This window comes from Rheinheimera aquimaris (genome assembly GCF_020531985.1).
Classification (GTDB): Bacteria; Pseudomonadota; Gammaproteobacteria; order Enterobacterales; family Alteromonadaceae; genus Alishewanella; species Alishewanella aquimaris.
Genome location: NZ_JAJAVQ010000001.1, coordinates 831,495 through 855,368 on the forward strand (window position 1 = coordinate 831,495; position 23,874 = coordinate 855,368).

The 23,874-nt window shown below is 50.0% G+C and carries 27 protein-coding genes; 3 read left to right on the forward strand and 24 right to left on the reverse strand.

Annotation, left to right across the window (positions count from 1 at the left end):
- Nucleotides 1-12: 12 nt before the first annotated feature.
- The 4 genes from LHL18_RS03765 to LHL18_RS03780 all read right to left on the reverse strand — a co-directional run bounded on the left by LHL18_RS03765 (nt 13) and on the right by LHL18_RS03780 (nt 3,163).
- Nucleotides 13-1,200 carry a serine hydrolase domain-containing protein gene (locus tag LHL18_RS03765; protein WP_226765831.1) on the reverse strand — a complete coding sequence of 396 codons (1,188 nt, stop codon included), beginning with the start codon at nt 1,198-1,200 and terminating at the stop codon, nt 13-15.
- Nucleotides 1,201-1,315: 115 nt separating this feature from the next.
- Nucleotides 1,316-1,912: a hypothetical protein gene (locus LHL18_RS03770; protein WP_226765832.1), complete on the reverse strand. Its 597-nt coding sequence runs from the start codon at nt 1,910-1,912 to the stop codon at nt 1,316-1,318.
- 3 nt (nt 1,913-1,915) lie between these two features.
- Nucleotides 1,916-2,491, reverse strand: coding sequence for a sigma-70 family RNA polymerase sigma factor (locus tag LHL18_RS03775; protein WP_226765833.1), 576 nt, complete (start codon nt 2,489-2,491; stop codon nt 1,916-1,918).
- A gap of 36 nt (nt 2,492-2,527) precedes the next feature.
- Nucleotides 2,528-3,163: an energy transducer TonB gene (locus tag LHL18_RS03780; RefSeq protein WP_226765834.1), complete on the reverse strand. Its 636-nt coding sequence runs from the start codon at nt 3,161-3,163 to the stop codon at nt 2,528-2,530.
- Between the two features lie 191 nt (nt 3,164-3,354).
- Here LHL18_RS03780 and LHL18_RS03785 point away from each other — a divergent pair, with 191 nt between their 5' ends.
- Nucleotides 3,355-4,896 carry a methyl-accepting chemotaxis protein gene (locus tag LHL18_RS03785; RefSeq protein WP_226765835.1) on the forward strand — a complete coding sequence of 514 codons (1,542 nt, stop codon included), beginning with the start codon at nt 3,355-3,357 and terminating at the stop codon, nt 4,894-4,896.
- 174 nt (nt 4,897-5,070) lie between these two features.
- On the opposite strand, the gene LHL18_RS03790 is transcribed toward LHL18_RS03785, so the two are convergent.
- From LHL18_RS03790 to ccmA, 10 genes are read right to left on the reverse strand one after another with little or no spacing between them, the layout of a single operon-like run.
- On the reverse strand, nt 5,071-5,859 hold the full coding sequence (locus tag LHL18_RS03790) for an MlaA family lipoprotein (RefSeq protein WP_226765836.1): 789 nt from the start codon (nt 5,857-5,859) through the stop codon (nt 5,071-5,073).
- A 3-nt stretch (nt 5,860-5,862) separates the two neighbouring features.
- Complete coding sequence (ccmI, locus tag LHL18_RS03795; RefSeq protein WP_226765837.1) at nt 5,863-7,059, reverse strand: c-type cytochrome biogenesis protein CcmI; 1,197 nt, start codon at nt 7,057-7,059, stop codon at nt 5,863-5,865.
- Nucleotides 7,056-7,523 carry a cytochrome c-type biogenesis protein gene (locus LHL18_RS03800; protein WP_226765838.1) on the reverse strand — a complete coding sequence of 156 codons (468 nt, stop codon included), beginning with the start codon at nt 7,521-7,523 and terminating at the stop codon, nt 7,056-7,058. The genes ccmI and LHL18_RS03800 overlap by 4 nt, the downstream gene beginning before the upstream one ends.
- The gene (locus LHL18_RS03805) at nt 7,520-8,092 is read right to left on the reverse strand and encodes a DsbE family thiol:disulfide interchange protein (protein WP_226765839.1); all 573 of its coding nucleotides are present in this window, start codon (nt 8,090-8,092) and stop codon (nt 7,520-7,522) included. The genes LHL18_RS03800 and LHL18_RS03805 overlap by 4 nt, the downstream gene beginning before the upstream one ends.
- Nucleotides 8,085-10,043 carry a heme lyase CcmF/NrfE family subunit gene (locus LHL18_RS03810; protein ID WP_226765840.1) on the reverse strand — a complete coding sequence of 653 codons (1,959 nt, stop codon included), beginning with the start codon at nt 10,041-10,043 and terminating at the stop codon, nt 8,085-8,087. The genes LHL18_RS03805 and LHL18_RS03810 overlap by 8 nt, the downstream gene beginning before the upstream one ends.
- On the reverse strand, nt 10,044-10,544 hold the full coding sequence (ccmE, locus tag LHL18_RS03815; protein WP_134053845.1) for a cytochrome c maturation protein CcmE: 501 nt from the start codon (nt 10,542-10,544) through the stop codon (nt 10,044-10,046).
- A complete protein-coding gene (ccmD, locus tag LHL18_RS03820; protein WP_134053844.1) occupies nt 10,544-10,744 on the reverse strand; it encodes a heme exporter protein CcmD in 201 nt (66 codons plus the stop codon). Before ccmD ends, ccmE begins: the two co-directional genes overlap by 1 nt.
- Before the next feature lie 2 nt (nt 10,745-10,746).
- Nucleotides 10,747-11,481 (reverse strand): heme ABC transporter permease, encoded by a 735-nt coding sequence (locus tag LHL18_RS03825; RefSeq protein WP_134053842.1) that lies wholly within the window; start codon nt 11,479-11,481, stop codon nt 10,747-10,749.
- 1 nt (nt 11,482) lies between these two features.
- Nucleotides 11,483-12,148: a heme exporter protein CcmB gene (gene ccmB, locus LHL18_RS03830; protein WP_134053840.1), complete on the reverse strand. Its 666-nt coding sequence runs from the start codon at nt 12,146-12,148 to the stop codon at nt 11,483-11,485.
- Nucleotides 12,142-12,840, reverse strand: a complete 699-nt coding sequence (ccmA, locus tag LHL18_RS03835; RefSeq protein WP_226765841.1) for a cytochrome c biogenesis heme-transporting ATPase CcmA — start codon at nt 12,838-12,840, stop codon at nt 12,142-12,144. Before ccmA ends, ccmB begins: the two co-directional genes overlap by 7 nt.
- A gap of 67 nt (nt 12,841-12,907) precedes the next feature.
- Between ccmA and LHL18_RS03840 the strand changes: the two genes are divergently transcribed.
- Nucleotides 12,908-14,743 carry a flagellar hook-length control protein FliK gene (locus LHL18_RS03840; RefSeq protein WP_226765842.1) on the forward strand — a complete coding sequence of 612 codons (1,836 nt, stop codon included), beginning with the start codon at nt 12,908-12,910 and terminating at the stop codon, nt 14,741-14,743.
- Nucleotides 14,744-14,751: 8 nt separating this feature from the next.
- Nucleotides 14,752-15,057: an EscU/YscU/HrcU family type III secretion system export apparatus switch protein gene (locus LHL18_RS03845; RefSeq protein WP_226765843.1), complete on the forward strand. Its 306-nt coding sequence runs from the start codon at nt 14,752-14,754 to the stop codon at nt 15,055-15,057.
- 37 nt (nt 15,058-15,094) lie between these two features.
- Here the strand turns inward: LHL18_RS03845 and LHL18_RS03850 are convergent, their stop codons facing one another.
- From LHL18_RS03850 to cheY, 10 genes are read right to left on the reverse strand one after another with little or no spacing between them, the layout of a single operon-like run.
- Nucleotides 15,095-15,571, reverse strand: a complete 477-nt coding sequence (locus LHL18_RS03850; protein WP_226765844.1) for a DUF2802 domain-containing protein — start codon at nt 15,569-15,571, stop codon at nt 15,095-15,097.
- Entirely contained in the window at nt 15,547-16,041 is a 495-nt protein-coding gene (locus LHL18_RS03855) for a chemotaxis protein CheW (RefSeq protein ID WP_134053830.1), read from the reverse strand. The genes LHL18_RS03850 and LHL18_RS03855 overlap by 25 nt, the downstream gene beginning before the upstream one ends.
- Nucleotides 16,042-16,070: 29 nt before the next feature.
- Nucleotides 16,071-16,886 carry a chemotaxis protein CheW gene (locus LHL18_RS03860; RefSeq protein ID WP_226765845.1) on the reverse strand — a complete coding sequence of 272 codons (816 nt, stop codon included), beginning with the start codon at nt 16,884-16,886 and terminating at the stop codon, nt 16,071-16,073.
- Nucleotides 16,883-17,665 (reverse strand): ParA family protein, encoded by a 783-nt coding sequence (locus tag LHL18_RS03865; protein WP_134053826.1) that lies wholly within the window; start codon nt 17,663-17,665, stop codon nt 16,883-16,885. Before LHL18_RS03865 ends, LHL18_RS03860 begins: the two co-directional genes overlap by 4 nt.
- A 1-nt stretch (nt 17,666) precedes the next feature.
- A complete protein-coding gene (locus tag LHL18_RS03870) occupies nt 17,667-18,656 on the reverse strand; it encodes a flagellar motor protein MotB (protein WP_226765846.1) in 990 nt (329 codons plus the stop codon).
- A 5-nt stretch (nt 18,657-18,661) separates the two neighbouring features.
- Nucleotides 18,662-19,405, reverse strand: coding sequence for a flagellar motor protein (locus tag LHL18_RS03875; protein ID WP_134053822.1), 744 nt, complete (start codon nt 19,403-19,405; stop codon nt 18,662-18,664).
- On the reverse strand, nt 19,398-20,540 hold the full coding sequence (locus LHL18_RS03880; RefSeq protein WP_226765847.1) for a protein-glutamate methylesterase/protein-glutamine glutaminase: 1,143 nt from the start codon (nt 20,538-20,540) through the stop codon (nt 19,398-19,400). Before LHL18_RS03880 ends, LHL18_RS03875 begins: the two co-directional genes overlap by 8 nt.
- Nucleotides 20,541-20,552: 12 nt before the next feature.
- Nucleotides 20,553-22,700 carry a chemotaxis protein CheA gene (locus tag LHL18_RS03885; protein ID WP_226765848.1) on the reverse strand — a complete coding sequence of 716 codons (2,148 nt, stop codon included), beginning with the start codon at nt 22,698-22,700 and terminating at the stop codon, nt 20,553-20,555.
- 15 nt (nt 22,701-22,715) lie between these two features.
- The gene (locus tag LHL18_RS03890) at nt 22,716-23,468 is read right to left on the reverse strand and encodes a protein phosphatase CheZ (protein ID WP_134053816.1); all 753 of its coding nucleotides are present in this window, start codon (nt 23,466-23,468) and stop codon (nt 22,716-22,718) included.
- Nucleotides 23,469-23,493: 25 nt separating this feature from the next.
- Nucleotides 23,494-23,865 carry a chemotaxis response regulator CheY gene (gene cheY / locus LHL18_RS03895; protein ID WP_206109480.1) on the reverse strand — a complete coding sequence of 124 codons (372 nt, stop codon included), beginning with the start codon at nt 23,863-23,865 and terminating at the stop codon, nt 23,494-23,496.
- Nucleotides 23,866-23,874: the final 9 nt, after the last annotated feature.

The window sequence follows — 23,874 nt, forward strand, 5'->3', positions numbered from 1 at the left end:
CTGCATTCGTATTCACTTAGCTTGCGCCAGTGCTTTTTCTTCCTGCCGCTGCTGATGGATAGCCGTTAACATACCCGACCAAAAATACGTGCCCAGCTCATTAATCAGGTTGGATTCTGCATTCATCAACATCACTAGACCCAGCTGATGTTCTCGCGAGTAAGCGATTTCAGCACGGTAGCCTTGCACCCAGCCACCATGGTAAATCAGTTCATCCTGTCCAAACTGATAGACTCGCCACCCCATGGCGTAGTGAGCGTCCGTTAAATACCGCCGCCATTCTTTACGGCGTAAATCACGCCGGGTTTTTACCTGCTTGGCAGTAATGCCTGCCAGCAGCTCGTCAGATAATACCGCCGGGTTATGCCCCAGCTGCGCAATTAACCAATAACCCAAATCTATCGCACTGGCATTAACGCCTGCAGCCGGACTGAAATGATAATAGCTTTCGGCCACTTTAGTCGGGTACCACTTTCCTCTCGCCCGCACATGCGGCATCGCACGGTTTTCAGTGCTGAAAAAACCAGCCAACCCGACTGATGCAGTTGGCAACTGCAATGGTGTAATAATGCGTTCCTGTAGCTGTTCCGCATAGGTTTTGCCGGTGGTTTTCTGAATAACCTGGTCAATCAGACTAAACAACACATTTTGATAGCCATAGCACTGCCCTGGCGGACATAAAGGGTCTATTTTACTAAACTGTGGCAAAATCTTCTCAAGCGGTACATTTGCTTCTATCAGGTTGTCATACGCATTAGGCATCACGCCGGTGCTTTGCGATAACAGATGTTTAAGCTTCAGCTGGCTATTGTACTTTTTAGTTTTAAATGAAAAATCAGGTACGTAATCAACCAGCTTATCGTCCCAGCTGAAATGACCTTCTGCTTCGAGAATGCTGCTTAAGCTGCCAGCGAAGGTTTTTGATACTGACGCTAAACGAAACACCGTATAGGGATCTACCGGCTCTTTACGGCCGAGCTGCCGCACACCAAAACCGGCTGTGGCGATAATTTTATTGCCCTGCACTATGGCATAGGCGGCACCGGGAATATTGTGCTCTTTCAGTTTGGCCGCGTAATACTGATCAAAATCCGCCACCAGTTCAGCCAGCGAGTCATCACCCGGCGTAATGTTATCTGTTTGCGCAAGTGCTGCAACGCTGAACAAACAGCCGAATACTGCAATGAAAAACGGTTTCACTCGTTATTATTATCCGTTGTTAGTGCCAGCACCTATTGCCCAGCCAGAGAGCATTGTATGAACTTTACCTGCCGCTGCCAAGCCGGCCTTTGTAAAAACACCGCTGGTAAGGCCCCTAACTATGTGGACAAATTAACGCTTCTGTTGCTGGCTGAATAGCGACCAGTTGTCCTTGACGATTACGGATAAACTCCACCCATTGCGGTTGCTCCAGCCGCATGTGTACCTGCCCCGGTATATCAAGTTTGTCCATTAGCTGTGGTGTTATTGTTAAAAACAAATCATTGCATACGGTAATGCTCCACTGCTGCTGTTGCCGCCTTAATAATCCAACCTGGTGATGAAGCGCTTCACTGTGTTGATTCGATGCAAGGTACTGCTGGTAACGATCAGCTTTAGCATGTTGTGGTTTTTGCTCACTGACACTGTGTTGCTGTGTCTCGTTAAAACCCTCATCATGTAATACCGTAACCTGATAATACAACGGCGTTTGCTGCGCAGGTGACGATACCATCAGGTAGCCTAATACTGATAATGCCGCACAAGCTAGCGCCAACTGCAGGTTTCGCCAGTTAAATGCAAAGTGGCGGGCCTGTTTAGCTGCCGCATGACGCAGAACAGTATCGCGGATATGCGCTGGCAACGGATGCAGTGCCTTGTCATGCTGATAGCGCTGTTTTAACTCTTGCTCAAATTGTTCAGGGGTTTGCATAAGTTACTCCTGCTGCGCCCGGTTAGAATGTTGCTGTAAAAACTGACGGGCGTAGCGTAAGCGGCTTTTCACTGTTTCACTGCCTTGCGCCGTTATCTGGCAAATTTCCTGTAACGAGAAGCCCTCCAACTGTAACATCAGGGCTTCGCGCTGGGTAAATGGCAGCAGCATCATCAGCTCACCAAACTGCAGTCGCTGCTGACTTATTGCCAGAACCTCCTCCGGACTAAATGGTGCACATGCAGTATCATCTCCCAACTCCTGCCATTGCCAGCGATTCAGCCTTCTGAGCTCATCAATCAAACTATGCCGGGCCAGTGTAAATAACCAGGTTTTAAAGTTACTCTGGCCAGCAAAACAGGCATGCGAAGAAACCAGTTTAAGCCAGCATTGCTGACTGATATCTTCAGCCAGTGTCCGGTCAGATTGACGCAACAAAAAGTGGTACAGTGCGTTGCCGTGCAGAGCAATCAGTTGCTCCAACGCGTTGGTATCACCGTACTGCTGATACCGGCTGTAAAGCTGCTCTGAGGTCAACTCCGGGGTCACAGCACCGGGCCAGAAAAAGGATAATGCCATATAACGCTCCTGTTACCGCCAACGCTATTACTCAGATTAGCTCTGGTCCAGACTGAAATCGAGCTGCACCTGCATACCAGTTTGTTTTATTGTTTTGCCATCAACCTGCTTAGGCTGATATTTCCAACGCTTAAGCGCGGCCATTGCCTCACGTTCAAACACCCGTGCAGGCTCTGCTGCAAGTACTGTCACATCGGTAACTGCACCGCTCTCATTGATACTGAAACCAAGCCGCACCCAACCACTGACGCCGTCACGGGCAGCGGTTACCGGATAACGCGGCTCAATACGCACCAGCGGCGTTGCGCCCCGGTCAGCCGGCTCCAACCTGCCGCCACTGCTAGCTGGCAAAACCGGGCCTGTCAGGGTAACCGCCATCGTACCGACGCTAACGGTATCGGCAGGCTCAGGTGTAGTAACCGGCAACTGGCGCGGAGTCGGTGCAGGCCGGGCTGGTATTACCGGCCTGATATCAGGCTCACTGTCCTGCGCTTGTTCGTACAACTGTATCACCGGCATTTCAGCGGGCGGCGTTCTTACGCCGTCTTTTATTGCAATTAACTGTTGCATCGCGGCAAACAACACTAACGTCACGCCAAGGCCTCCGCCTATGGCAGCTGCAAACTTAGTAGCCGGTATTTTATCTGTGGCAGGTTGCTGTATTGATAACATTTGGTTTTCCCCTTTTTTCTGCTGTTACTCCTTTTGACGCCTGAAGGTAGAACAAGGGGTTATATTTTTATTTTTTATCTGTATAGACTTTAGTCTGCCCTTCTTAAACAGTGATTGACAGTACGAGCCAAAGTACCAACACTGAAAAACACGCTACAGTTATCACTAATTTGCATAGCCAAGAGATACTTATGCTAAATAATAAACTTAAACCAGCGTTGTTTGTGTTATTGCTTGCACTTGTACAGTTTGCGGTATTTAGCGTTAGTAGCTCCGCTTTAATCTCCGCTCTGACTACCTCGCTACTACTGCTCATCTACTTGTACTGGCCAGCCAAAGCAGAGCAGCAACCAACCAACGACAATGGCGAAGCCTTGGCCAAAACAGCCGACAATATCACTGAAGCTACGTCAAATATGGCAATAGGTGCGGCTGAAGTGTCTTTTTATATCGATAGCCTGATAAAAGATATCAAGCAAAGCAGCGCAGACAGTGACAATATCGCAGCCGTAAGCAACCGACTGGCCAGCAGCGGTACCGACCTGACAAACTCGTTACAGAGTATTGGCAAAACCTTGCAAAATACCGCAACAGCTTCACAACAGGCAGATCTGCTACTGGCGAACGGCGTAACGAATATTGGTGCTCTGGTTGTAGCCGTAAGAGATGCAGCAGAACAACTGGCGCGTTTACGTAGCAGCAGCGACGACATTCAGCGTATTACCGAAGTGATTAACACCGTGGCCGAACAAACCAACCTGCTGGCACTGAATGCCGCGATAGAGGCAGCAAGAGCAGGTGAGCAAGGCCGCGGCTTTGCTGTCGTAGCTGAAGAAGTACGGGCGCTGGCTGGCAAAACCGCGGCGGCAACCCAGGATATCGCTGCTATGCTGGCTAATATCCGCCAGCAAAGCCAGCAAACAGCTGGTCAGATGGGCCAACTGCAGCACGCTGGCGAACAGGTACAACACGAACTGCAACAGGTTGCTGCAGGCTTTACTGACATTAATAACCAGATAGGCGCCTCATCACGCTCGCTGGGGCACATTGAACAAGTCAGTGCTGACTTACAACACACCAGCGAAGAATTGGCCGGATCTGTTGTAAGTATCAGCAAAGCACTGCAGAACATCGGCACTAAAGGCCAGTCGGTAGCGCAACAGGCTATTGAATTGTCAGAGGAAACAGAAAGTGTTTACCGCGAATTAAGCACGCTTAGCAGCCACAGCTTTTTCAGTCCAATCCTGGCGGAGGCAATGCAGGCAGCGGAGCAAATCGGCGCATTGTTTGCAAACGCAATAGCCAGCGGACAGCTAAGTAGTGATGCTATTTTCGCTGAGAAATATCAGCCGATAAAAGATACTAATCCGACCAAATATCACACAGGGTACGACAGTTTTACCGATAAGTTTCTGCCCGATATTCAGGAGCCGATATTATCCCGACACAGCAATATTCTGTACGCTGGCGCTGTCGATCGCAAAGGCTACTTCCCTACCCACAATAAGAAATTCAGCCAGCCGCTAAGCGGTAACTATGAAAAAGATTTACTGCAAAACCGCACCAAACGCATCTTTAACGACCGCACCGGCAGTCGCTGCGGCAATCATACTCAAAGCATGTTGCTACAAACGTATAAACGCGATACCGGCGAGATCCTACATGATTTATCGGTACCAATTTATATCAATGGCCGGCATTGGGGCGGTTTCAGGATAGGTTTTAAACGTTAAACCAGGTTTTGGCTAATGCCGGTCAGTGAACGCTGCAGCTGCCATCGGTTTGCCACACCAACACGCCGTAAACCCATCCGTGGGGGCTCCTCTCAGCCCATCCGGGGCTGAGACGGTTGGCTTAGGGCAAACCGATTCTGCTTAAATGATCATTATTAAGACTTGGCTCGTTTGTTACTCTAAATCGTCCAGCAGATCGTCCAAAGCGGCTTCATCCACTTCCGGCTCTGGTGCTTTTGGCGGGTTGCCATCGTATATCTTAAACTGCTGACGCTGGAAGTATGATTCTTTGACAAACGCATAGGGATCCAACGATTCTTCCAGTAAATTTTCCATCGACATCAATTGTTCACGCGCATCCAGCGCACCTATAGCGGCACGGGTTAATGTTAGTGGCGTATTAAGTAGCGCTAAAGGAAAATACAGATTATCAACAACTCCGCCTGTAGTGCCGCGCACGGTGCTCGGCCCCAGTGCTGGCAACATTAAAAACGGGCCGTCGCCAACACCCCAAACGGCCAGCGTCTGACTGAAATCCTCTTCGCGCTGCACCAGGCCAATCTTTGTCGCTACGTCAAACAGACCAAACAACCCCAGAGTGCTGTTTACCAGAAAACGTCCGGCACTGATTGCCGCGCTATCAGGTTTAGCCTGTAAGGTACCGTTTAAAAAACTGGCAGGCTCACTAAGGTTATTAGCGGCATTCACCAACCCTTTGCGTGCCGGTTTCGGTACAACGGTCATATAACCTACAGTAGCAGGGCGCAGCAGATACTTATCGAGAATATCGTAGTTGAAATCCCACAGTGGCCGGTTGATGGTTTCAAGTGGATCCCGGCTATCTGTATATTGCGCGCCGGTACTAGCTGTCGCGCCCGGTTGTGTTGCAGCTGGCTTGGACGCGCAGCCTGCCAGTAAAAGCGCAGCCAGCACTAAACAGGATTTTAACGGCACAGAACACATATATCAGGGCTCCAGGGTTAAAGAAATGGTTAAGCCGGGCTCGGTGAAGTTTAATACATCCGATACAGTCTGGATATCGCCAGGGCGCTGCTCAACGGTTCCCGACAAAGACATACGGGCAACCACTTCAACCTGATCAGCATTGGCCAGGCTCCAGCCCGGTTGCATCGCCATCTGCTCTGTCAGTTGCAACTCTATGTTGCCTTCTGGCAATGGAATACGCTGTACTGCCAACGGCAAACCCATGCCCTCTTTGGCCCGGGCAAATAAAAACAAGCTGGCATCCGGGTTAGCCTGCTTCAGCTGTGGCGCCACATACAATTGCACAGTAATGTGTCGGCCGGCAACCTGAACATCCGCCCCCAGTTCCTGCAAGCGTTGCTGCACGGCTTCATATCTTGGGTCATCTTGTGGCAGTTGTTTCAACAACAGCTGCCAGGCTGTTGTGGCCTCTTTAAAATCCCCTTTTTCATAAGCAATTAATGCCATCATCGACAACGCATCACTGTTTTGTGGCTCTTTGCTCAATACTCGAGCCACCGCGCGGCCGGCGCGGGCTAAGCTATTTTCATCAGCCAGCAATATCTGCGCCTGGGCGTAGCTGAGCAGCAAAGGTGTACGCTCAGGTGTTAGCAATAAGGCCCGCTCAAATGCATCCACAGCCTGCTCCAGTGCGCCTTGCGATAAGCGTATACGGCCAAGCAACATCCAGGCGACAGCGTCATCGCCTTCGTTTGCCAGACGGGTACGCAGCGCCAGCGCGAAGCGTTCAACCTCTTGTTCTGACAGCGGCGCCCCCTGGTTCAACAGGGCCCGCTCACCGTATTGTTTAAGATTCTGCTGCGCCAGCTGCCACTCCTGCAACTGATGATAATGCCCGCTGACGCTGTAGATGGCACCAACCAGACCGGCAACAACCAGTAACAGCACGGCCGGCAGCCGCCAGCCGCTGTTGCCTTGTAAACTATTAGTTGCATTCTGCTGTAAGAACTGGCTCTTCAACTCCTCAGCAGCACTGTCAAAGTCTTGCTCTGCCAGCTCGCCACTATCGCGTGCCAATGCCAGCAATTGCAACCGTTCCTCAAATTGCTGAGATACGGTTTGTTGCGCTTTGTGTACGGTTTTTCTGGGCCAGAACAAGCATAATGCTGTCAGCAACAGCATACTTAACGCTGCGACAAATACAGGCCAAATTATCATTTTTTACTCCGGTAACGGGCAATAAGCTGGTCCAGCTCAGCGGCAGTGTTCCCTGCAATGTCCTGCGGCACTTGCTTACTTTGCTGCGCGCGACGAAATACGCCAACCGCTATCAGCCCCAGTAACATCAACAGTGGTAGTAGCCACAGCCACAATGTGTAACGATTAACCGGTGGCAGATAATGCACGAAGTCGCCGTAGCGGTTAATCATATAGTCCAGCACTTGCTGCCGGTCTTTGCCTTCGCGGATCAACTGATAGGTTTTTTCCCGCATATCCACCGCAACAACAGCATGCGAGTCGGCAATATTCTGGTTTTGACATTGCGGACAGCGTAGCTCAGCTGTCAATTGCTGATATAAATCTCGCTGCGCATCATTATCAAACTGTAATACTTCCTCTGCCCAAGGCACGCTGCTGAATAGCCCGGCGCACAACAACAGCACAGCTAACAATGCTTTCATTGGCTACTCCACTGCTGATAAAGCGGTGCCAGCTTACTGCGCCATACTGCCGGGTTAATGTCGCCAATATGGTGCGCCCGCACTATGCCGTCTGCATCGACAATAAAGGTTTCAGGTGCACCGCTTACCCCCAGGTCAAGCGAGACACTGCGCGTAAGGTCGAGCATATTAAACTGATACGGGTCGCCCTGCTGCTGCAGTTTCTGCTGCACTTCCTGCTGTAGTACAGCTAAATCAAACGGCGGGTCAAACGCCGGATCGCGTGGCAGCTCATAGTACAGGCCAACGATTTTAACCCCCTGCTGACGCAGTTCGCTAAGATAACCAAGTTCAGCATTACAGGTTGGGCACCAGGTACCCCAGACATTTAGCAAAAACACTTCACCCTTCAACTTTTCCGGTGTCCAGATGGTGTTGGGCTGCATTAAATCAGCCAGCGCAAAATTGGGCAACGCTTTATTCAGACTGGCAGACTCGCGTTCGCGCGGGTCGGAAAAAAGTCCGCTTAATAAAAACAGCGCTAGCGCCAGAAATGCCAGCAGCGGCACATAAAACAGTACTTTACGCATGGCTTACTCCCGGGTCGGTTATTTTGCGCCGGTAACGCTTATCAGCCAGCGCCAGCAGGGCACCTAATGCCATCAACAGACCGCCAAGCCAAACCCAGCGTACAAAAGGCTTAACCTGAATACGAAGCGCCCAGGCGTTGTCAGGCAATTCCTCTCCCAGCGATACGTAAAGATCCCGGCTTAAACGCGCATGCACTGCAGATTCTGTCATCACAGTGCGCTGGATACGGTAAAAGCGTTTTTCAGCGTGCAGGTGGGTGACAAAGTTTCCATTCTGGCGCACATCAAGCTCCGCCGCCTGGCCACCATAATTCGGTCCGTTCAGATCATACACATCCGTCAGCGTGAACTGATAACCGGCGACCTCTGCTGTATCACCTTCCTGCATGCGCACATCACGTTCTATGGTATAGGTTTTGGTCATCGCCACGCCAATAACTAATACTGCAAAACCAATGTGCGCCACTGTCATACCATAATGGCTGGCATTCAGTTTGGTAAGGCCCTTACTGACTGAACCAAACTGACGCGCGCGCAGCATCACTTCAGCCAGGGCAGATATTCCTACCCAGGCTCCCAGCAGCATTCCCAGCAGCGCAAGGTTCGCCTGCACACTTTGCATACTGGCCAGTACTCCCAGTGCCACTATTAATGCGGCAACGGCGACCAAACCAAGCGGGCGCACCAGTGGCAGCACTTGTTGCTGCTTCCAGCGTACCCAGGGGCCAAGCCCCAGTAACAAGGCAAAGGGTATCGTCAGGTAATAAAACATTTGGTTAAAGAAAGGCTCACCGATAGAAATAGAGCCCAATCCCAGTTCTTTATGAAACAGCGGGAATAAAGTGCCAAGGAACACAATCAGGCATGCAGTTAATAAGAAAATATTATTGCCCCACAGCAACATCTCCCGTGAAAACAGCTGATAACGCGCTTGGCTGCGCACAGAGTTCATCCGGCTGCCGTAAAGCAACAATGAGCCGCCGACCACTACCAGCAAAAACGCCAGCAGGTAAAGGCCGCGCCCCGGATCTGTTGCGAAAGAATGCACCGACACCAACACGCCCGAGCGCACCAAAAAGGCACCAACCAGGCTTAGCGCAAACGCAGCTAAAGCCAGCAGCACTGTCCAGCTTTTAAAAGTACCGCGCTTCTCAGTCACCGCCAGGCTGTGAATAAGTGCAGTACCGGCAAGCCAGGGCATAAAAGAAGCATTTTCAACCGGGTCCCAGAACCACCAGCCGCCCCAGCCCAGTTCATTGTAGGCCCACCAGCTACCGAGCATAATACCCAGTGTCAGAAACAACCAGGCTGACAGCGCCCAGGGTCTTACCCATCGCGCCCAGACACTGTCAAAACGGCCACTGATCAGCGCCGCCAGCGCAAAAGCAAACGCCACCGCAAAACCGACATAGCCCATATACAAAGTGGGCGGATGCATAATCATGCCAAAATCCTGCAGCAGCGGGTTAAGATCGCGCCCTTCTACCGGATAAAATGGCAAGCTGCGGGCAAAGGGGTTTGACATAAACAGCGAAAACGCAATAAAACCAGCACTGATAAGGCCCAAAATACCTAAAATCCGGCCTTGCAGCAGTAAAGGCAATGCTTTGGAAAACTGCGCGACCAGTGCGGTCCAGCCTGCCAGCATCAATACCCACAACAGCATAGAGCCCTCGTGTGAACCAAAACTGGCCGTTATCTGATAATACCAGGGCAACGTAGAGCTGGAGTTTTGCGCAACATTGATCACGGTAAAATCGTTAGTGCGAAATGCATAAACCAATGCAGCCATTGCCAACAAGCTAAATATAAACTGGCCAAAGGCCAGCGGCTTGGCCAGCAACAACATATTCTGCCGGGCAGTAAAACTGCCGTAAAGTGGCACAATGGCCAGCAGCAGCGATAGGGCAAAAGCAAACGTAAGGGCCAGCTGACCGGCTTCAGCGATCATCTAATAACGTCCTTCTTTTACTGGCGCTTCGCTGGTGGTCTGCTGCGATGGCGGCACGTGCTTAATCCCTTTCATCGCTTCAGCTACTTCAGGCGGCATATATTCTTCATCATGTTTTGCCAGCACTTCACTGGCATCAATAGTGGTCGCATCAACCAGGATACCCTGGGCAACGATACCCTGCCCTTCACGGAATAAATCCGGCAATATGCCTTCGTAGGTCACCCGTACCAATGGCCCGGTATCTACCAGATCAAAACTGACTTTAAGCGAATTCGGATCGCGCTGCACTGAACCTGGCACGACCATACCGCCAATACGCAAGCGCTGGCCGGGCACTGGTTTTACTTTGTCTTTGCCAAGGCCCTCGACTAATTGCGACGGGGTGTAGAACAAATCAATATTCTGTTGCAGCGCATATAACATCGCTGCTACGGCGCCGGTTAACAGCGCAATAACCAGTATTACCGCAGCTAACCGCTTCTGACGTCTGGGTTGCATTATTTAACTTGCTCCTGATACTGCTTAACACGCTGCTCGCGGGCGAGACGGGCTGACAACTGCCGCTTGAACTGCTTATGCTGATAATGGCTGTAAGCCGTCAGCACCGCCAGCAGAGCGTAGGTAATTCCGAATGATAACCAGACAAAAAGGCCATAACCGCCCATCGCCCAGAATTCTGTCATCGACTGAAAATACATAGTTACTCCTCTACCAGCGCTTTAACCCAGGGCCGGTGCTGCTCGTTTTGCAATATTGCAGTTCGCAGCCGCAGGCACACTAAAGCCAGCATTAATACCTTAAATGCCAGAATACTGATTAACAGCGGCCATAGCATGCTGGGGTCAATAGATGGTTTGGCAAATTTGGTAATAGACGCACCCTGATGCAAAGTGTTCCACCATTCCACTGAAAAATGGATAACCGGCAGGTTAATAACCCCAATTACCGCCAGCAGAGACGCCGCTTTTGCACCGGTCTGGCGATCAGAAAAGGCACCACTTAGAGCGATAACGCCTAAATACAAAAACAACAGAATCAGCTCTGATGTCAGTCTGGCATCCCAAACCCACCAGGTGCCCCACATCGGTTTGCCCCATGCCATACCGGTAATAAGAGCAATAGCGGTGTAAACAGCACCTATCGGCGCTATCGCAGTAACTGACCATTGGGCCACCTTGACCTGCCATACCAGCGCAATAAAAGCGGCAATCGCCATAGCAGAGTATGTGCCCATCGACATAATGGCCGATGGCACATGAATATGAATAATACGGTAGCTGTCGCCCTGCTGATAATCAGGCGGCGTAAATGCCAGCCCCCAGATATTGCCCAAGGCTAAAAGAGCAACGCCAGACAGCATTAACCACGGATAAAAACGCCCACACAACCGGTATACGGTTTCCGGCTTGGCATAAGGATGCAACCACTTAAACATATCAGCTCACATTCAGTTTTAGTGCGCTGATCACCGCCAACGGGATCAGCGCCATTGCAAACAACAACATGGCCAGCATAATAGCGAGCTGCCCGTGATAAGGCAGCCCCATTGCCGCAGCTTCCATTGCAGAGCTGGCAAAAATCAGCAAAGGAATATACAGCGGCAGGATAAGCAGTGCCAGTAAAATACCACCTTTGTCGGCAGATACCGTCAAGGCTGCGCCCATAACACTGAGCAGACTGAGCAGCGGCGTTCCCAGTAACAGCGTCAGTAACATCGCCACAAACTCTGCACTGTTAATACTCAGCAGTAACGCCACCAGTGGCGATAGCAGAACCAGTGGTAAGCCGGTGCTAAGCCAGTTTGTAAACAGCTTGGCCAGCACAAAACTAAGTAATGGCTGGCGTGCCGCCACCAGTTGTTCAACTACCCCATTACGATAATCGTCTTTAAACAACCGTTCCGCTGCCAGAAGCACGCTCAACAAAGCGGCAATCCAGACAATGCCAGGCGCCATCAGGCGCAGTAAATTCGGCTCTGGCCCGACACCCAGCGGAAACAAACTCAACACTATGACAAAAAACAGTACCGGATTCAGCCAGTCTGCTTTTTGCCGCGCCAGCAAGCGCAGCTCTCGCTGCACAAAAGTACTCAGCGCTACCATCGGTATGCCAGCTCCAGCGTGGTTTGTCTGGTAAATGCCATGCTGAGGTTTTGATGAGTGGTCAGCACTATGGCGCCACCTTGTTGCAAATGTTCCGCAAAATGTTGCTGCAACATCGCTATAGCCGTTTGATCCAACGCCGTGAAGGGTTCATCCAGTATCCATAACTGGCGTCTGGTAAACCATAACCTGGCCAGTGACACCCTGCGCTGCTGCCCCGCCGACAACATCCTACAGGGAATATCCTCCAGCCCAGCCAGGCCAAGCTCGGCCAGCAAAGCAAAATCATCTGCCTTAGCGATACCTGAGGCTGAGCGCCAGAAGCTGAGGTTCTCCAGTGCGGTTAATTGCTCATGAATACCGCTTTGGTGGCCGATATAACAAAGATTAGCGGCATAATCGCTGGCTACCGCTGTTAAAGGCTGTTGGCGGTAATACAAGCTGCCATCGTCAGGGGCTACAAGGGCAGCCAGAATACGCAGTAATGAGCTTTTACCAGCTCCATTTTTTCCGGCGATCTGAACTAACTCGCCCGCATGCACCCTGAAATCAAGCTGTTCAAACAATACGCGGTCCTGCCGGATACAACACAGGCCTGCGCCATGCAACAGCAACTCGTCGGTGGGTACGGGATAAGGTTGTGGTGTGATCACTAATATCTGGCTATCGACGACAGTAAAAATTGGGCGCATATTACCATACTGACGGCATAATACGAATGCAGCGCGGTATCAGAGTGCAGGAAAAACAGGTAAAAATATGAACCAGATCAATCTGGATAAGCTGTTACAACTGGCGCCAGGCGCTAAAGCAGACACTGCAGCGCTTAAACTGGTTGTTGCGCAGGTGTATCAGGGACAGATCCAGCAGTTAAGCTCTGACGGTTTTCGCCTGCAGCTTCCTTCAGCACAGGGTGCATTACAGATAGATTTGCCGGCATCAGCCTCAACTTCGCTGCAACAACTGGTGCAGCGCAGTCTGCCCGAACAGATGCAAAATCTAGCCACACAGCAACAACTTGCTCACCATCCAAAGCTGAACAAAGTGCCGGTACAGGTGCAGTTTCAGCCGCAGCCGGATGGTCAGATTAAACTTAGTCTACAAAGCAGCACTGCGCCCGTCACGCTGACACTGCAACCACAACAACTAAGGGCACTGTTGATTTCATTGTTTAGTAGCCAAAATGCAGCTACTTTAATTAAAAGTAGCGACAGTAACAGCAGCGCCGCCCTTGTAACAGCTAAATTACAAACTCAGGGCAACAATTATCTAGTGCAATTACCCACTTTACCTGCCCTGCAGCTGAAAACTGACGCCCAAAGCAGCCTGGCAACTGCGCTGGCCGGAAGTCATTCAAACCAGTTGACCGTAGTGCTGCAGCTGACAAGTAATGATAAAGCGCTCAGTACAAACCTGCTACTTGGCGCTGCACAGGGCCAGCCGCCAGGCGTCACTTTGCTGGATAAACCGCAGCAGCAGGCACTTATGCGGCAGCTGGTTCAGGCTTTTAACCAACTGCAACTGAGCACAGCCAATAGCCAGCATCCGGCCATGCAAATACTGAAACCTGTTATTGCTGCACGCCCCGATTTATCCGGCAGCTATCAGCTGCAGCTACAGCCATCTGCCCAAACGGCTCAGTTACAGTTACTCCCTCAAAAAGCCCAGCTACAACTTTCAGTATCACCGCAAGATAGTAACCGCCCGATACAGTTTGTCGCCACCGGCTCAGGCAACCCGGCAACCTCAAAAGCAGCGGCTGACAATAGCAACCTGCCACTGGCGGTACAGCAAGCCTGGCGAAACTTATTACCTCTGCTGTCAACCCGCCCGGATCTGTTAGCTGATTTGCCAGAATTACCGGAACCGGTACAGCAGGTGCTGCAACTGGTCAGGCACAGCCAACCGGATGGCAGTAAAGTCTTATCGGCCTCTCAACTTGTCACTCAGCTGCAAAGCCTGTTACAGTTTCAGCCGCTGCAAAACCAACCGAATGTTCAGACCAGCGGTGGTGCACTGGCGGTCGCAATCCAGTTACTACTTGGGCACCTGATGCAAAAACCACAAAATGCAGCTCTGCAACCCGCTAACCAAAAACTTGCGCAACTGATTAATTCTCTGGAACCTGCGCAGGCCAGTAGCCTGCTGCGGCAGTTGGCCAGTCATAGCAGTACTTTACAGCAAAGTCAGCTGGCGACGCTTGACAGTAATCAGGCCACCCAACAGCATCTGTTGTTGCAGCTACCACTGCAACAGGGGGAGCAGTCTGTATTTAGCCAGATTCAGTTGGAGCAACGTGAGGCAGACGGCAAACAGCAGTCAGGCAAAGAAACGCAATGGCAATTGACGATGCGGTTTGAACTGCAACAATTGGGAGCACTACTGGTGGTTGCCAAACTGCAACAACAGCAGCTGCAGTTGCAGTTTTATACTGAGCAACAAGAAGCAAAGCAGCTGGCGGACCGCTTCTTACCTATTCTGAAAGACCGTTGTACTATGCAGGGTCTGGTTGTTAGTGAAGCAGAATGCGTGCTGGGCAAAATTCCGGATACGCTGTTGCCGCGGGCCAATAGTTTGCTGGCAATAAAGGTGTGATGATAAACATGACTGACGATAAATATAAAACAGCAACAGCACTACAATATGCCGGTAAACAGGCCCCTACGGTAACAGCAAAAGGCCATGGTGATTTGGCAGATGATATCGTTGCGCTGGCCAAACAACACGGCGTCTTGATACACCAGGACGAAGAATTAAGTAAGTTACTAAGTCAGCTTGAGCTTGGCGAGCAAATACCACCTCAGCTTTATATTGTGATAGCCGAATTAATCGCTTTTTCGTATGTGTTACAGGGGAAGTTCCCAAAAGACTGGCACAACATACACCAACGCATTGATTTTAAAACATAAAAGCGCTAGCGCTTTTAATATGTATTTAGAAATTCGGCTATAACTGTCTTTTTTGCTGATGCAGATTAAACAGCAATTCAGCTTCTGCTCGGGGTAATTCACATTCGCGCATAATTTCGTCCAAATCTGCGCCCAGCTGCACCATTTTCATCGCCCGGCTGTATATTTTGGACTCCGGATCGGTCATCTCCATCGCTTGTTGCTTGTCAGACAACTCCCGCAACGAAGAGCTGAGTTGATTGTTTAGCTGAGTCAGAGTTGATTCAAGCTGTAACACCCGCTGCCCGACACCAATGATGCCGGCACGCAACTCTTCCACTTCAAGCTTCGCGTGCTCCTGTTGCCGGGCACTGAAATCAATGCGTTTTTCCAGTAGCTCAAGCTGCCCTGCGGTGCGTTGCTTCAGTCTGCGTCCCCATAGGTAACAAGCTAGCATCAACACCAGTAGCAACACAGCCTGAACTGTTACAGCAAGCCACATCGTCGTCATCAGATCGAGCTGATCTCTTCCCACTCTTCGTCACTGAGTAGTTTATTTAAATCAACCAGGATCAACAGCTCACCCTCACGGTTTGACACGCCCTGAATAAAGCGGGCGCTTTCTTCTGTGCCTACATTCGGCGCGGTATCAATTTCAGAAGATTTCAGGTAAACCACTTCAGCAACGCTGTCGACCAAAATACCGATAACCTGTTTCTCGGCCTCAATAATAACAATCCGGCTGTTTTCTGTAACTTCTGCCGGTTCGAGGCCAAAACGCGAGCGGGTATCAATAACCGTTACCACATTACCGCGTAAATTAATGATACCTAATACATAGTCTGGCGAGCCGGGTACCGGTGCAATCTCGGTATAACGCAATACTTCCTGCACCTGCATTACATTGATACCGTAGGTTTCTTCCTGCAGTTTAAATGTGACCCATTGCAACACAGTGTCTGCGGCTTCACTATTTTTAGCAGACTGCTTGGTTAAATTACTCATGCACAGCTCCTGTATTAAAACCTTCCCGTTTAGGCACTGATATCCAGACCACGGTTTAATAAATCTATCATAGCGTCAACATCGACCAATACACACATATGTTTTTTGATCAGTCCGGCCATCCAGGGCCTTTTGCCACCAACTTCACGCCACTTAACATCATCCTGTTCCAGCACATAGGTATTAATCAGTGTTTCACAGCATAATCCCCAGTCGCTGTTACCCAGCATGATAACATACTGATAGTTTAGCTTTTCCTGCAGCATGGCGTCATACTTTTCTGGCATGACCCAACAAGCGGTATCGACTGTATTGATTTTTTGCTCACGATACAGCATCACGCCTTTAAACCATTCAGGCTTACCAATCAGACTGCTAATTTTACCCATTTGATGAATACCACCAAGCTCTTTTAGCGGTACCGCAACTTTCAAACCTGCCACATCAAAAAACAGCGCCTGAAATTTCCCCTGACGATAATCTTTAAGTACTGGTGCGGCTACCTGAGGCTGCTGCGGCTCGGCTTTAACCGGCGTAGCTAAACGCTCTGCCACCGGTACATCGCGTTGCTGTAATTGCTGTGTTTTTTCTGCAACAGCAAAGCGCTCTTTTAACGCAGCAAGCGCTTTTGCCTCTGTATCCGCTTTAACCTGAGCTTTCGTATCTGGCTGAACCGATGTTTTTGTCACTGCAGGACTGGTGGAAACTACTGCCTGCGACAACAGCTCATTTAGCTGCTGCTTTTTCTGTTCAGCAAGCACGACCTGTTCGGTCTGCTCTTCTTCGGTTAATAACGCAGCCAGGTAATGCTGCATGACCTTCTGACTGGCAATTAAGTTGCTCATGCTGACTCCGGTGTCAGCTGCAACAGATAAGTCAACAGCGTGTTATAAGCGAAAACACCGCGCGATGCAGATGCGAACTCACTTGGCGGCGTCTGCGCCAGGCTGGCATCGCGAAACTTGGTATCGACCGGTATTACCGCTGACCATACCCTGTCCTGGTATTTTGCTTTCAGCTCTTTGTAAGCTTCCAAAGATGCCTTAGTGCGCTTGTCATACATAGTAGGGATAATAGTATAGGCATACTCCTTTTGCTGAGAAGTACGCATCAACGCCATCGTTGCTATCATCCTTTCCAAACCTTTCAATGCCAGAAACTCGGTTTGAACCGGGATCAGGATCCGATCGCAGGCGGCAATGGCATTAACCATTAACACCCCCATTACCGGTGGACAATCTATCAGCACATAGTCATATTCTTTCTTGATTTTTTGTAAAGCTTTTTTCAGCATCAGGCCCATACCGCCTTTGCTACCCAGAGACCTGTCCAGTGTCGCCAGAGCCATAGAAGATGGCAGTATATCCAGGTTTGCCATGCCGCTTGGACACAGCGACTGCAGGATCTCCTCACTGCTAATATCTTTACCGCGAATAAAGATATCGTACACACTCACTTCCAGCTCTTCGGCATCAATACCAAAGTAATAAGTTAGTGAGGCATGCGGATCGGTATCGACCAATAAGACTTTATAGCCTCGTTGTGCCAGCAAGCCTCCTAGCGTAACAGTAGTGGTGGTTTTGCCTACACCACCTTTCTGATTTGCAACTGTCCAAATAACCACTTCAGGGTTCCTGTTGTTCTGGCGGAACGACATCAGGGTTGTCTTCACGCGTAGTAATACGGATGCCGCCGCCGGGTAAGGCTATCACTTTAATGCTGCCGTCTTGCTGTGACACTTTCTCAAGCTGCCGTTGTAAAACACCGGCATCTTCAGTACGGCTTGTTGTATCGCTGTTTTCTGACGACGTTGGCGGCTGATAGCCGTAACGGGATATTGCGATCACCACTTTACGATTTGCCGCACGCCCCTCTGCACTGTCGTTCTGTTCGAATGGATAATACTGGCCGTAACCTTCAATTGCCAGACGTTGCGGAGCAGTACCTAACTGCTCCAGTAACCTCAGTACAGAAGTCGCTCTGCTAACCGATAATTCCCAGTTTGAAGAAAATAATTCGTTGTTGATAGGTTCATCGTCTGTATAGCCGCGCACCCGGATAAAGTTATTGATAGGGTTAATTACCCGGGTAATTTCGGTTAGCAACGTTCTGGCTGACTGCGTCGCAGTTGCGCTGCCACTGGCGAACAACAGGCCACTGCTTAATTCAATAGTTAACCAGTTCTGGTCTTGCTGTAACTTTGCCAGCCCCTGCTCCAGCAAATTAGCGAGTGCTTTTGTTAATTGCTGTTCTACCGATTGCAGCGGACTACCGAGCAAACGCTCGGAAACATCGGAAAGACGGGTCGCATCTGCAACCAAGTCAGGGCCTTTAGCCTGTTCGAGTGAGGTGCCATAAAGGTCAAATTCACTCTGTGCTGTCGGCGTTGCGAGTACTGACTGCCCGGGTACACCGGTACCGGATTGCTCCGGCTTTTCAAACATCCGGGTCAGGCTGTCAGCCAATACGCTGTATTGTTCTTCTTTAACAATCGCCATCGCATACAACACAACAAACAACGCAAACATTAACGTCATATAATCGGCATAAGACACCAGCCACCTGTCCAGTTGCTCTGGCTCTACCTGTGAATGCTTTTGCTTATGACGATACATAGGCGTTATCCCTGATGATAAGCAGACAGTTTACGCTCTATATTTCGGGGGTTTTCACCATGAGCGATAGACACCAGGCCTTCGATTATCAGTTCATGGTATAAAGTGCGTTGGTGCACCAGGCTCTTTAATTTATTACCAACAGGAATAAACACCAGATTGGCAAAACCTACACCGTAAATTGTAGCGACGAATGCGGTCGCGATCCCCATGCCGAGCAATTCCGGTTCAGAAATATTAGCCATTGCCTGAATAAGCCCCAACACCGCGCCAACGATACCAATGGTTGGGCTGTAGCCGCCCATGGCTTCAAAGATACGGGCACCCCGTAACAAGCGTTCGCGCTCCAGCGTTAACTCGGCATCCAGCGTATCCTGCAACGCACTGGGTTCTACACCATCAACCAAAAGGTTAAGACCACGATGTAAAAATGGGTCCTGCTCTGCCAATGCATCATTCTCCAGAGCCAGAAAACCGCTGCCACGTGCTGCGCTTCCCCAATGCACAATGCGCTCAACCGTGTGCTGCAGAGGTATATGGTTTGGTCTTATCACCCACGGCAACATTCTCAACCCCAGCTGAAACTGCCTGACAGGTGTTTGCAACATAACAGCTCCTATGGTGCCGCCAAACACAATCAGAAACGCTGGGAAATGCAATAAAGTGGTAAGGCTGCCGCCCTCAATAACAAAGCCGCCTGCAACCGCCAGTATCGCCAGCAAAAAACCGCTGACAGCCAGCTTATCCATTTGCCACTTCCGTTATCAGGCGCGAAGCAACGTCATTAAGAGCAACCTCGACATCCATAAGCCCGGCTGCAGCGATGGCCTGGGGCATACCGTAGACCACGCAGCTGGCTTCATCCTGCGCCCATATTCTTGAACCGGTTTGCTTAAGTAAACGTGCACCTTCCCTGCCATCAGCGCCCATACCGGTCAGTACAACTGCCAGTACTTTGTCAGCGTATACTTTAGCGGCTGTCGCGAAGGTAATATCGACACTGGGTTTGAACGTTATACGTGGTGAGTCATCTTCTTTAACTCTCAGACGGGCATCACGCTCACTACCTTCAATCAGCATCTGTTTACCACCTGGTGCCAGATAGGCTACGCCAGGCCGGAGCACGTCATTATCCTTTGCTTCACACACTTCAATTTTCGCCAATGAATTAAGGCGCTGGGCAAAAGCCCCGGTGAATGCAGCAGGCATGTGCTGAATCAGCACGATAGGTAACGGAAAATCAGCCGGTAGTGCGGTAATAATGCGCTGCAATGCTACCGGGCCACCAGTCGAGGTACCAATAGCGACTAATTTGTACTGTTTGCCGCTGGCCTGAAAACGCGTAGTTGAAGAACTGACACGCTCACTCAGCTTAGGCCGCTCAAATGTACTGCGTGTTAATGCGGGCCGCTCGCTTAACCTGGGAGCTGTTGCAGGCTCTGAGCGTTGACTTAAAGAACTTGAAAACGTTGCCCTGCCAAGTTGTCGTTTACGGGCAACTGCTCTGACCCTGTCCCTAAGCAACTGGCCGGCTTCATCTTTATCACGTGCAATGTCTTCAAACTTCTTCGGCAAGAAATCGACCGCGCCAGCTTCAAGGGCATCCAATGTTGCCTTTGCCCCTTCATGTGTTAACGATGAAAACATCAGAATGGGAATACGCTGCTGCTGCATAATTTCACGCACGGCAGAAATACCGTCAAGCACCGGCATTTCAACATCCATAGTGATAACGTCAGGCTTTAATGCTAACGCTTTCTCAACAGCTTCACGGCCATTATTAGCGGTATCTGCAATTTCAATATCGCCGTCCTTCGCCAGAATTTCTGTCAGACGACGACGAAAAAAGCTTGAATCATCAACCACTAACACCTTTATCGCCATAGGTTTTTCTCCTTAGGCGTTCACTTTATTGAAGCGATCAAACTTGATCTTTGATTTCTTCGCGTAATGTTTCAGAAGGTTAGGCACATCGAGGATCAGTGCAATGCCACCATCAGATGTAATGGTTGCCCCCGCCATACCCGGCGTCCCCTGAAGAAGCGCGTCCAGAGGTTTAATAACAACTTCTTCCTGTCCAATCAATGAATCGACAACAAAGCCAACTTGCTGGGTGCCGATTTGCACGATAACCACGTGCCCCTGCTCACGACGGCGCTTCTTATCAGAGCCTTTTACCAACCAGTGCTCCAGGAAGAACAGCGGAATAGCTTTATTACGCACAACAACAGTAAGTTGCCCGTCTACCACATTGGTTTTGTTCAAATCCAGATGGAAGATCTCACTGACGCCAGCAAGCGGCAATGCAAAGGTCTGCTTGCCAACAACAACCATCAGTGTTGGCAAGATGGCCAGTGTCAGCGGCACTTTAATTTCCAGTAACGTGCCTTCGCCCATTTTAGAGTGAATATGCACAGTACCGTTTAACTGGTTAATCTTGGTCTTAACCACATCCATGCCTACACCACGACCGGATATGTCAGAAATCTGCTCTTTGGTTGAAAAACCAGGCGCAAAAATCAGGTTAAAAGCTTCTGTATCGGACATTCGTCCCGCTGCATCACTGTCAAGAATACCGCGCTTGATCGCAATACCTTTTAGCTTTTCCGGGTCCATGCCGGCACCATCATCATGGATCGTCAGCAAAATATGGTCGCCAGCCTGAGCGGCAGCCAGCTTAACTGTGCCGGTACGCTTTTTACCGGCTTTCTGCCGCACATCCGGCATTTCAATACCGTGGTCCACCGAGTTGCGCACTAAGTGAACTAACGGGTCAGCCAGCGCTTCTACCAGGTTTTTATCTAAATCAGTTTCTTCACCTTCCAGCACCAGTTCAATATCTTTTTGTAGTGAGCGTGCTAAATCGCGTACTACCCGGGGGAAACGGCCAAAAACTTTCTTAATCGGCTGCATCCGGGTTTTCATGACCGCGCCCTGAATGTCTGCAGTAACCACATCCAGGTTCGAAATGGCTTTACTCATTTCTTCGCTTTGTACTGTGCCTGACAGACTCACCAGGCGGTTGCGCACCAATACCAACTCGCCGACCATGTTCATAATTTGGTCAAGCCGCTTAGTATCGACCCTTACAGTCGTTTCAGCCTGAGCAGCCTGCTGAGCAGCTGCCGCTTTATCTGCTGCAGGCGCTGGCACCGGCGCAGCCTTAGGCTCTGCTGGGGCAGGTTTTACTGCTGCAGCTGCAGGTTCTGATGCAACAGATTTTGGCGTTGGCGCAGGCGAAGCGGCCGGCCCCTGACCTTTACCATGTAATTGATCGAGTAAAGCTTCAAACTCGGCATCATCAATTTCATCGTCCGCCTTGGCCTTTGCTGCCGGCTCTGCAGCTGAAGGCTTAGCGGCGGTGTCAGGAATAAAGGACCCTTTACCATGCAACTGGTCCAGAATAGCTTCAAACTCATCATCAGTGATATCGTCACCGCCATCAGCTGCGGGTGCAGAGTCCGGTAAAGGTGCAGATGTTGTAACAGCCGGTCCTTTATTTTTACCGTGCAGCTCGTCCATCATCTGCTCAAATTCTTCCTCAGTAATATCATCAACATTACCGGCGGAGGATGACTGAACGACAGGTGCCGGAGCAGGTTCTGGTTTTGCCGGCTCAACTTTAGCTACGGCAGGAGGAGGAGAACCCGCTGTTTCAGGTTCGCTGTAGTAGTGCAGTGCATCAAGAATAGCGGCAGATGCAGGTGTCAGTGGCTGACGGTTCTGCACTTCAACAAACATGGCATTGATGCTGTCAAGCGACTGCAGAATAACGTCCATCAGCTCTGGTGTAACACGGCGCTTACCAGTACGCAGAATATCAAAAACGTTCTCAGCACCATGACATGCATCAACCAGCTCGGTTAATGACAGAAACCCTGCACCACCTTTCACCGTATGGAAACCCCGGAAAATGGCATTCAGCAAATTCGCGTCGTCCGGATTATTCTCCAGCTCAACCAGTTGCTCCTGCAGTAATTCCAGAATTTCACCGGCCTCTACCAGGAAGTCCTGCAGTATATCCTCATCCATATCAAAGCTCATGCAAAGACACCTCTGTTAAAAACCTAAGCTGGACAACAAATCATCAACGTCATCCTGACCACTCACAACATCATCGCGCTCTGCAGCGTCAATAATAGGCCCTTCGGCTTCGTGGGCCTTAGGTTTGCTTTTCGCAGGTTTAGCTTCCGTCTGAACCATCAGGCTCGACTGGCCAAATGCGGTCAGCAGGCCAATCAGGCTTTCCTCAACCTCACGAACAAGCTCGATTACCCGACGCAATATCTGCCCGGTCAAATCCTGATAATCCTGAGCCATCAACACATCTGTCAGTAATGAATTCAGAGTGTTCGAGTCATTGTTTGCCTGTTGAAAAAAACCATCAAGGTTATGGCAAAGCGCTTTGAACTCACCGAGTTGCATCTGACGCTGCATCAGTTTATGCCACTGTGGCTGTATTTTGCCTAACTGTTGTGTCAACTGATCAGCAATAGGCAAGCAAGACTCCACCGCATCCATAGTGCGATTCGCGGCTTGCTCAGTCATATCTATAACATGATTAAGCCGTTTTTTTGCATCGGGAATATCTTCCTCGAGCAAGTTGTTTAACGAAGGGTCAATTTGGAAATTTTTAAGTGAATCATGTAATTGACGGGTGAGTTTGCCAACTTCTGCAAACAATTCAGAAGAACCAGGTACAGCCAGTTGCTGTACCAACTCATTAGCAGACTCGTTTTCTCCCATCTCCAGCAGTTGGACTAACTCCCTGGCCTGCTCCAGTGAAATTAAAGGCTCCGTAATTGCGGACATGGCAACGCTCCTTTGTCAGTTACGATTAGCCAATCCGTTCAAATACTTTAGCTAACTTCTCTTGCAGCGTAGCAGCAGTAAAAGGTTTTACAATATAGCCATTTACACCTGCCTGAGCTGCAGCGATGATCTGTTCTTTCTTCGCTTCAGCTGTAACCATAAGCACCGGGATATGTTTCAGTTTGGCGTCTGCCCGGATTGCCCGAAGCAAATCGATACCTTGCATACCTGGCATATTCCAGTCAGTAACCACAAAATCGAAGTCGCCATTTTGCAGCATTGGCAACGCCGTGCTGCCATCATCTGCTTCAGATACATTTGTAAAGCCAAGGTCACGTAACAGATTTTTTATTATGCGTCTCATGGTTGAAAAATCATCTACCACAAGAATTTTCATGTTCTTATC

Bases quoted from the DNA above. Each gene is read 5' to 3' on its own strand.
- LHL18_RS03880 (WP_226765847.1), bottom strand. From the start codon at position 20,540: ATGGCGATAAAGGTGTTAGTGGTTGATGATTCAAGCTTTTTTCGTCGT.
- LHL18_RS03825 (WP_134053842.1), bottom strand. From the start codon at position 11,481: ATGTTTAAGTGGTTGCATCCTTATGCCAAGCCGGAAACCGTATACCGG.
- ccmA (WP_226765841.1), bottom strand. From the start codon at position 12,840: ATGCGCCCAATTTTTACTGTCGTCGATAGCCAGATATTAGTGATCACA.
- LHL18_RS03780 (WP_226765834.1), bottom strand. From the start codon at position 3,163: ATGTTATCAATACAGCAACCTGCCACAGATAAAATACCGGCTACTAAG.
- LHL18_RS03770 (WP_226765832.1), bottom strand. From the start codon at position 1,912: ATGCAAACCCCTGAACAATTTGAGCAAGAGTTAAAACAGCGCTATCAG.
- LHL18_RS03860 (WP_226765845.1), bottom strand. From the start codon at position 16,886: ATGAGCAACTTAATTGCCAGTCAGAAGGTCATGCAGCATTACCTGGCT.
- LHL18_RS03885 (WP_226765848.1), bottom strand. From the start codon at position 22,700: ATGAGCTTTGATATGGATGAGGATATACTGCAGGACTTCCTGGTAGAG.
- LHL18_RS03845 (WP_226765843.1), top strand. From the start codon at position 14,752: ATGACTGACGATAAATATAAAACAGCAACAGCACTACAATATGCCGGT.
- LHL18_RS03870 (WP_226765846.1), bottom strand. From the start codon at position 18,656: ATGTATCGTCATAAGCAAAAGCATTCACAGGTAGAGCCAGAGCAACTG.
- ccmE (WP_134053845.1), bottom strand. From the start codon at position 10,544: ATGCAACCCAGACGTCAGAAGCGGTTAGCTGCGGTAATACTGGTTATT.
- ccmD (WP_134053844.1), bottom strand. From the start codon at position 10,744: ATGTATTTTCAGTCGATGACAGAATTCTGGGCGATGGGCGGTTATGGC.
- LHL18_RS03800 (WP_226765838.1), bottom strand. From the start codon at position 7,523: ATGAAAGCATTGTTAGCTGTGCTGTTGTTGTGCGCCGGGCTATTCAGC.
- ccmB (WP_134053840.1), bottom strand. From the start codon at position 12,148: ATGGTAGCGCTGAGTACTTTTGTGCAGCGAGAGCTGCGCTTGCTGGCG.
- LHL18_RS03785 (WP_226765835.1), top strand. From the start codon at position 3,355: ATGCTAAATAATAAACTTAAACCAGCGTTGTTTGTGTTATTGCTTGCA.
- LHL18_RS03840 (WP_226765842.1), top strand. From the start codon at position 12,908: ATGAACCAGATCAATCTGGATAAGCTGTTACAACTGGCGCCAGGCGCT.
- LHL18_RS03775 (WP_226765833.1), bottom strand. From the start codon at position 2,491: ATGGCATTATCCTTTTTCTGGCCCGGTGCTGTGACCCCGGAGTTGACC.
- ccmI (WP_226765837.1), bottom strand. From the start codon at position 7,059: ATGATAATTTGGCCTGTATTTGTCGCAGCGTTAAGTATGCTGTTGCTG.
- LHL18_RS03810 (WP_226765840.1), bottom strand. From the start codon at position 10,043: ATGATCGCTGAAGCCGGTCAGCTGGCCCTTACGTTTGCTTTTGCCCTA.
- LHL18_RS03790 (WP_226765836.1), bottom strand. From the start codon at position 5,859: ATGTGTTCTGTGCCGTTAAAATCCTGTTTAGTGCTGGCTGCGCTTTTA.
- LHL18_RS03875 (WP_134053822.1), bottom strand. From the start codon at position 19,405: ATGGATAAGCTGGCTGTCAGCGGTTTTTTGCTGGCGATACTGGCGGTT.
- LHL18_RS03890 (WP_134053816.1), bottom strand. From the start codon at position 23,468: ATGTCCGCAATTACGGAGCCTTTAATTTCACTGGAGCAGGCCAGGGAG.
- cheY (WP_206109480.1), bottom strand. From the start codon at position 23,865: ATGAAAATTCTTGTGGTAGATGATTTTTCAACCATGAGACGCATAATA.
- LHL18_RS03855 (WP_134053830.1), bottom strand. From the start codon at position 16,041: ATGAGTAATTTAACCAAGCAGTCTGCTAAAAATAGTGAAGCCGCAGAC.
- LHL18_RS03805 (WP_226765839.1), bottom strand. From the start codon at position 8,092: ATGCGTAAAGTACTGTTTTATGTGCCGCTGCTGGCATTTCTGGCGCTA.